The organism is Microbacterium sp. HSID17254 (assembly GCF_003989315.1).
Lineage (GTDB): Bacteria > Actinomycetota > Actinomycetes > Actinomycetales > Microbacteriaceae > Microbacterium.
Window position 1 is genome coordinate 1 of record NZ_RBLT01000074.1, and the last position, 5,185, is coordinate 5,185.

At 68.7% G+C, this 5,185-nt stretch carries 6 protein-coding genes and 1 pseudogene; 4 read left to right on the plus strand and 3 right to left on the minus strand.

Features of this window, described 5'->3' with window-relative positions:
* From D8M34_RS17520 to D8M34_RS19080, 3 genes and pseudogenes are all read left to right on the plus strand, one after another.
* Nucleotides 1–242 (plus strand): annotated as a pseudogene (locus D8M34_RS17520) (IS5/IS1182 family transposase); the annotation flags it as partial.
* 111 nt (nt 243–353) lie between these two features.
* Nucleotides 354–587, plus strand: a complete 234-nt coding sequence (locus D8M34_RS19075; protein ID WP_161973083.1) for a hypothetical protein — start codon at nt 354–356, stop codon at nt 585–587.
* Nucleotides 588–729: 142 nt separating this feature from the next.
* Nucleotides 730–1,236 carry a nuclear transport factor 2 family protein gene (locus D8M34_RS19080; protein WP_161973084.1) on the plus strand — a complete coding sequence of 169 codons (507 nt, stop codon included), beginning with the start codon at nt 730–732 and terminating at the stop codon, nt 1,234–1,236.
* A gap of 12 nt (nt 1,237–1,248) precedes the next feature.
* Here D8M34_RS19080 and D8M34_RS17530 read toward each other — a convergent pair whose 3' ends face one another.
* On the minus strand, nt 1,249–1,734 hold the full coding sequence (locus D8M34_RS17530; RefSeq protein ID WP_126894662.1) for a hypothetical protein: 486 nt from the start codon (nt 1,732–1,734) through the stop codon (nt 1,249–1,251).
* 273 nt (nt 1,735–2,007) lie between these two features.
* Here D8M34_RS17530 and D8M34_RS17535 point away from each other — a divergent pair, with 273 nt between their 5' ends.
* Nucleotides 2,008–3,510: an IS1634 family transposase gene (locus tag D8M34_RS17535; RefSeq protein ID WP_342343184.1), complete on the plus strand. Its 1,503-nt coding sequence runs from the start codon at nt 2,008–2,010 to the stop codon at nt 3,508–3,510.
* Here the strand turns inward: D8M34_RS17535 and D8M34_RS17540 are convergent.
* Together D8M34_RS17540 and D8M34_RS19880 are read right to left on the minus strand one after the other, a co-directional pair.
* Nucleotides 3,491–4,165 carry an IS5 family transposase gene (locus D8M34_RS17540; protein WP_161973085.1) on the minus strand — a complete coding sequence of 225 codons (675 nt, stop codon included), beginning with the start codon at nt 4,163–4,165 and terminating at the stop codon, nt 3,491–3,493. The genes D8M34_RS17535 and D8M34_RS17540 overlap by 20 nt on opposite strands.
* Nucleotides 4,166–4,175: 10 nt before the next feature.
* On the minus strand, nt 4,176–5,185 hold a 1,010-nt coding region (locus D8M34_RS19880; protein WP_148113079.1), incomplete at its 5' end, for an amino acid permease.

Below are 5,185 nucleotides of genomic sequence, written 5' to 3' on the forward strand. Positions count from 1 at the left end.
CCCGCCCGATGCCGCTGGGACGCACGAGTCCACGCACACCACGCGGCACACGCGGCGGCCGCCCCCCGGCCTTCGACCGCGCTGCCTCCCGCGCCCGCAACGTCGGCAAACGCGGGTTCTGCGAGGTCAATCAGTGGCGCGGCCTCGCCACCCGCTCCGACAAGCTCGCGCTGACCTTCCGCGGCGGAGTTGCACTGAAGGCCATCGTCACCTGGTTGCGCACTTTAGGAGACACGCCCTAGCCCGCTCACACCTGGGGCCGCGAAACCCTGTCCTGGCTGCACACCGCCTACCGGCAGGCCTACGGCCCACACGGCTCCGGTTTCCAGGCCGCGGAGTGGCACACCCGCTGGGTGGCACATGCCTTCACCGCGTTCGCCGCACCCGATGCGGCCCGCGGCGGCTTCTGCGACCGCCCCGACCACCGAGCCCCCGGACGGGACCCCGGACGGCGGCTGGAAACTGTCGAGTGGCGGCCGTGGTTCGACCGCGCCCGCACCGAAGACCTGGCCTGGCGCGCGGCCCTGCAGCCAGAAGCACCGGATGATCCGGTTCCGGAGGCAGGCCACGGTGCCTCGCACGGGTGAAGATGGTCAGTGGTTCGCAGTAGTCCGGTGCGGGATGCGGTACGGACACCGGGTGATGAGTACAACAACGATGACACGGCAGGCAAGGATGAAACGGCAGGCAGGGGCACGACGGGTGCTGAGGATTGTCGCAGGGGCAGCGGTGCTGCTGGCTGCTGCGGGGTGCAGCTCGGGTGAGCAGGAGCACGCTGGACATGCCCATCCTGCGGAGTCGGCGTCACCGGTTTCGACGTCGGCTCCGGTGCCGGTCGGGAGTAACGCGAAGCTGGTCACCGATTTCTACACCCAAGCGTTCGTCCACCGCGACGTTGCCGGGGCGTCGCAGATCTATGTCGCGGAGAGCTACATCCAGCACAATCCGCAGGTCCCCAACGGGCGGGCGGCGTTCGTGGACACGATGGGCCCGTATGTGAAAGACGGGGTGACATTCAGAATCGGCCGCGTGGTCGCCGAAGGCGACATCGTGGTGGTGCATGCCGAGTCCATCGAGAAGGACGGGAAGCGGTCCGCGGTCGCGGACTTCTTCCGCGTGGAGAACGGGAAGATCGTCGAGCACTGGGACGTCATCCAAGCCATCCCCGCCGACACCGCCAACGGCAACCCGATGGTCCCCGGCACTGCGACCTCACAGGCTCCGGGGCATCGGTAAAGGCGTTCCCGTTCACCTTGGCCGCGGTGGTCGCGCCGGGAGACGCCCTGTACTGAGGGACTGGTGCGCTCGGCGATCGCCGCCGGTGCGGCTGTCGTGGTGGGTGGTGACCTGGAGGTCGTCGGCGCCGATGATCCTGCTGGCGAGGTGTTCGATCTCGGTGGTGATGAACTGGTCGGGCAGCGCGGCCGGGAGCAGGCGGAAACCGTCGCGGATGGTGTTGAGCGCGGTCGCGAGCCCGGCGACGGTGTCGCGGGCGACGACGTCGATCTGCACGGTGAGGATGTGACGCTTGTGGCCCCAGCGGGCCGGGTTCTCGATCACCTCGGCGACCGCGCGGGACAGAACGCCGCGGTGCAGCAGCCCGGTGAAGTGCCCGGTGAGTACCTCCGCGGCCCGGTGAAGGTCCTTACCAGGCAGATCGAAATCTTGGCGGGCGATGACCAGCGCCGCACGAGCCCGGCCCGGCGGCCGGGTGGGTGGCGATGAAGTGAGCACGGCGATCATTCTATTCACCGGCCGTTGTTCACTCACTCTGGGTGATCGAGGTGCCCGGTTTCGGTGATCGGTGTGTCCCGCCGGCGGTGATCGGGTGCACCCATCACGCAGGCCCCGACCCGCCCGTCCACGGCCCCGGCAGGGCGGTAGTGGCAGGCCGGAAACGGCACCGTCTGGCCTGGGTTGCACAGTTAGTCGGGGGTTGTGAGGTGTCGTTGCTGGTCAGCGGGCTGTGGGGTCGGGATCTGGGGCACTAATCGGTAGTCTCGGGTGGTGTTCGTCCGGAAGGTGAAGACGGCGTCCGGGGCGACGGCGGTGCAGATCGTGGAGAAGCGCCACGGGGTCCGGCGGATCGTCGCCCACGTCGGTTCCGCTCACGATTACGCCGAGCTCGCAGTGCTGATCGCCTCAGCGCGGGATCGCATCCATGCAGGTCAGCAGGCCCTCGACCTCGACGCCCCTGCCACCGGGGGCGCGGCGGGCGCGGTCGTGACCGGGTCGGCGAGCGAGGTCCTGTGGAACGTACTGTGCGATGCCTACCGCCGGTTGGGGTTCGACCAGCTCGCCGAGGAGGTGTTCCGGGCGCTCGCGCTCGCCCGGATCGTGGAGCCCACCAGCACCTCTGCCGCGGTCGGGGTCCTCGATGAACTCGGGGTGGTCGCGCCGCCTCGCAACACCTTCCCCGCGGCGCTGCGCCGCTGCAGCGACAAGGACTGCCGGGCCGTCCTAGCCGCCGCCTGCACCGTGGCCTCGCGGGTGGGGGCGGCGTCGCTGGTGCTCTATGACGTGACCACGCTGCATTTCGAGGTCGAGCACGAGGACACGCTGCGCAAGGTAGGGATGAGCAAGGAACGCCGGGTCGACCCGCAGATCCAGGTCGGGCTGCTCGTCGACCCGTCCGGGTTCCCGCTCGAGGTCCGCTGCTTCGAGGGCAACAAGGCCGAGACGACCACTCTGCTACCCGTTCTGGAGGACTTCCGCAAACGGCATGACGTGGAGGACATGGTGGTCGTCGCCGATGCCGGAATGCTGTCCGCGTCGAACCTGAACGCGTTGGAGGACAACGGGTTCTCCTTCATCGTGGGGTCGAGGATCAGCAAGGCGCCCTACGATCTGGCCGCGCACGTCGAGCGTCACGGCAACGCCTTCGACGACGGCCAGGTTCTGGAGTCGCGCCGCGACATGGGGACAGGGAAGGCGAAACGGAGCCGGCGGGTCGTCTACCAGTACCGCTTCGCCCGCCACAAACACGATGACCGGGCGATCAACGCCATGGTCGACCGCGCGGAGAAGGTCGCCGCCGGCACCCGGCCGTTGAAGAAGGACCGCTTCGTCCGCATCGCCTCCACCGGCACCGAGGTCGACTGGGGCCTGGTCGAACGCGCCCGCCAGCTCGCCGGGTTGAAGGGCTACGTCACCAACCTGGCCGAGTCCACCATGGACGGGCACAAGGTCGTGGCCGCCTACCACGACCTGTGGCAGGTCGAGGCCAGCTTCCGCATGGCCAAGTCCGACCTGCGAGCCCGACCGATCTTCCACCGCGAACGCGACGCCATCGAAGCCCACCTCACCGTCGTCTTCGCCGCCCTCGCGGTCTCCCGACACCTCCAGGACGCGGCAGGCGTGACCATCAAGAAGCTGGTCACAGCCCTGCGCCCACTACGAACCGTCCGAGTCGACGTCGGCGGTCACCCGATCACCGCCGCCCCGCAGATCACCAGCGGCGCGCGTGCCATTCTCGACCGGCTCCCCACCATCACCGCGCCGGGGCACTAAACCTGTGCAACTCAGGCCAGGCGAAGGTGCGTTCGACCGCCCAGCGTCGGGGGATGACGACGAAGCCGCGTTGGCCTGCCGTTTTGCGGACGATCTCGAGACGGGTACGCAGCAGGGTGTGCGCCCAGCTGATCAGGCGGCCGGTGAACCCGGCGTCGGCGAAGACGTGCCGGACCCGGGTTTGTAGGTAGAGAGCGAGCAGGACCGAGGTGGCGCCGTCGCGGTCCTGCGTGCTGGCAGGGAACACCATGGTGACCAGCAGTAGCCCGAGGGTGTCGGTGATGATGAACCGTTTCCGGCCGTTGATTTTCTTCCCGGCGTCATAGCCGCGGGAATCGTCGCCGACGGTGTCGGCGGTGTCGGCGCCACGCACGGACTGGGAGTCGATGATCCCGGCGCTCGGCTCCGGATCCCGACCCTCGGCGATGCGTAGCTGACTGCGCACGATCGGGAGGATCTTCTCGGTGACCTTCTGCTGTTCCCACTGGTTGAAGTACCAGTAGACGGTCTGCCAGGGCGGGAAGTCCACCGGTAACGCCCGCCAGGCACACCCGGTACGCACCACATACAAGATCGCGTCCAGCACGTCCCGACGCGCATGAGCGATCCGACGACCCCGACGGGCGATCGGCGGCAACAACGGCTCGATCACCACCCACTGGGCATCACTGGTGTCCGAGGGGTACCGACGCGGTCGTTCCTGCACGACAGACACGATGGACCACCCCCGCAGGGCCAGGCATCCCGACATGCCCACCATTTCCAAACACGCTCTCAGCGATAGCGTCCGTGTCCCGCCGACCAGCCGCGGTGGGTGTGAGCCAGTGAGCCTTTGCCAACCTGGTCAGGTGTTGGCGATCATGAGGGTCTGAACTGCGGCGATGAGCTTGTAGGCGGTGTTGGGACTGACGCAGACCTTGTACAGGACCCGCCAGTTCTTCAGCTGGACGTTGGCACGCTCGCCCGGGCCGCGGCGGCGGACGTGGGCCTGGTTGACGTCTTTCTAGAAGCGCGACAAGGGCCGGCAGCAGCCGGTATCGGGTCCTGCGCCGATGGCGCTGTGGCACCGCGACCGTCGGCCCGGCGCCTTGGTGGGCGGTGTCGTCCGCCGCGACGATCTCGTGCGCGGTGAGCGCGCCGAGGCCCGCGGGCTGCTGCCCGGGCAGACCGAACACGATCGCGACGAGGCCGACGGCGATGAACGCCACGATCGTCACGACCTTGATCATCGCGAACCAGTACTCGGTCTCACCGAAGAAGCGGACCGCGCCCGCGTTGACCGCGAGCACCACGACCGAGAACCCGACGACCCGGATCCTCCGCGGCAGGTCGGGATACCAGAACGTCAGGTAGAGCCCGGCCGCGACGACCTCGCTGCCGAAGTTCACGACCTGCGCGGCCCAATACATACAGCGCTGCGCGAAGCCGGCACCGTGCCCGAGGTAGCGCTGGGTGATGGGCCGGAATCCCCCGGGCTCGGGGTGGCGCACCACCATCTCGGCCAGCGCGTAGGCCAGGACCAGCGCTCGGACGGGTGCCACCACGTAGGCGAGGATCACCGCCGGTCCGGCGAGGGAGAGCGCGAGCCCGGAGCCGAGGAGCGGCCCGGTCCCGATCGCGCCGCCCACGGCGATCATGCCGATCTGGCGTCGGTGGAGTTCCCGGCGCAGACCGT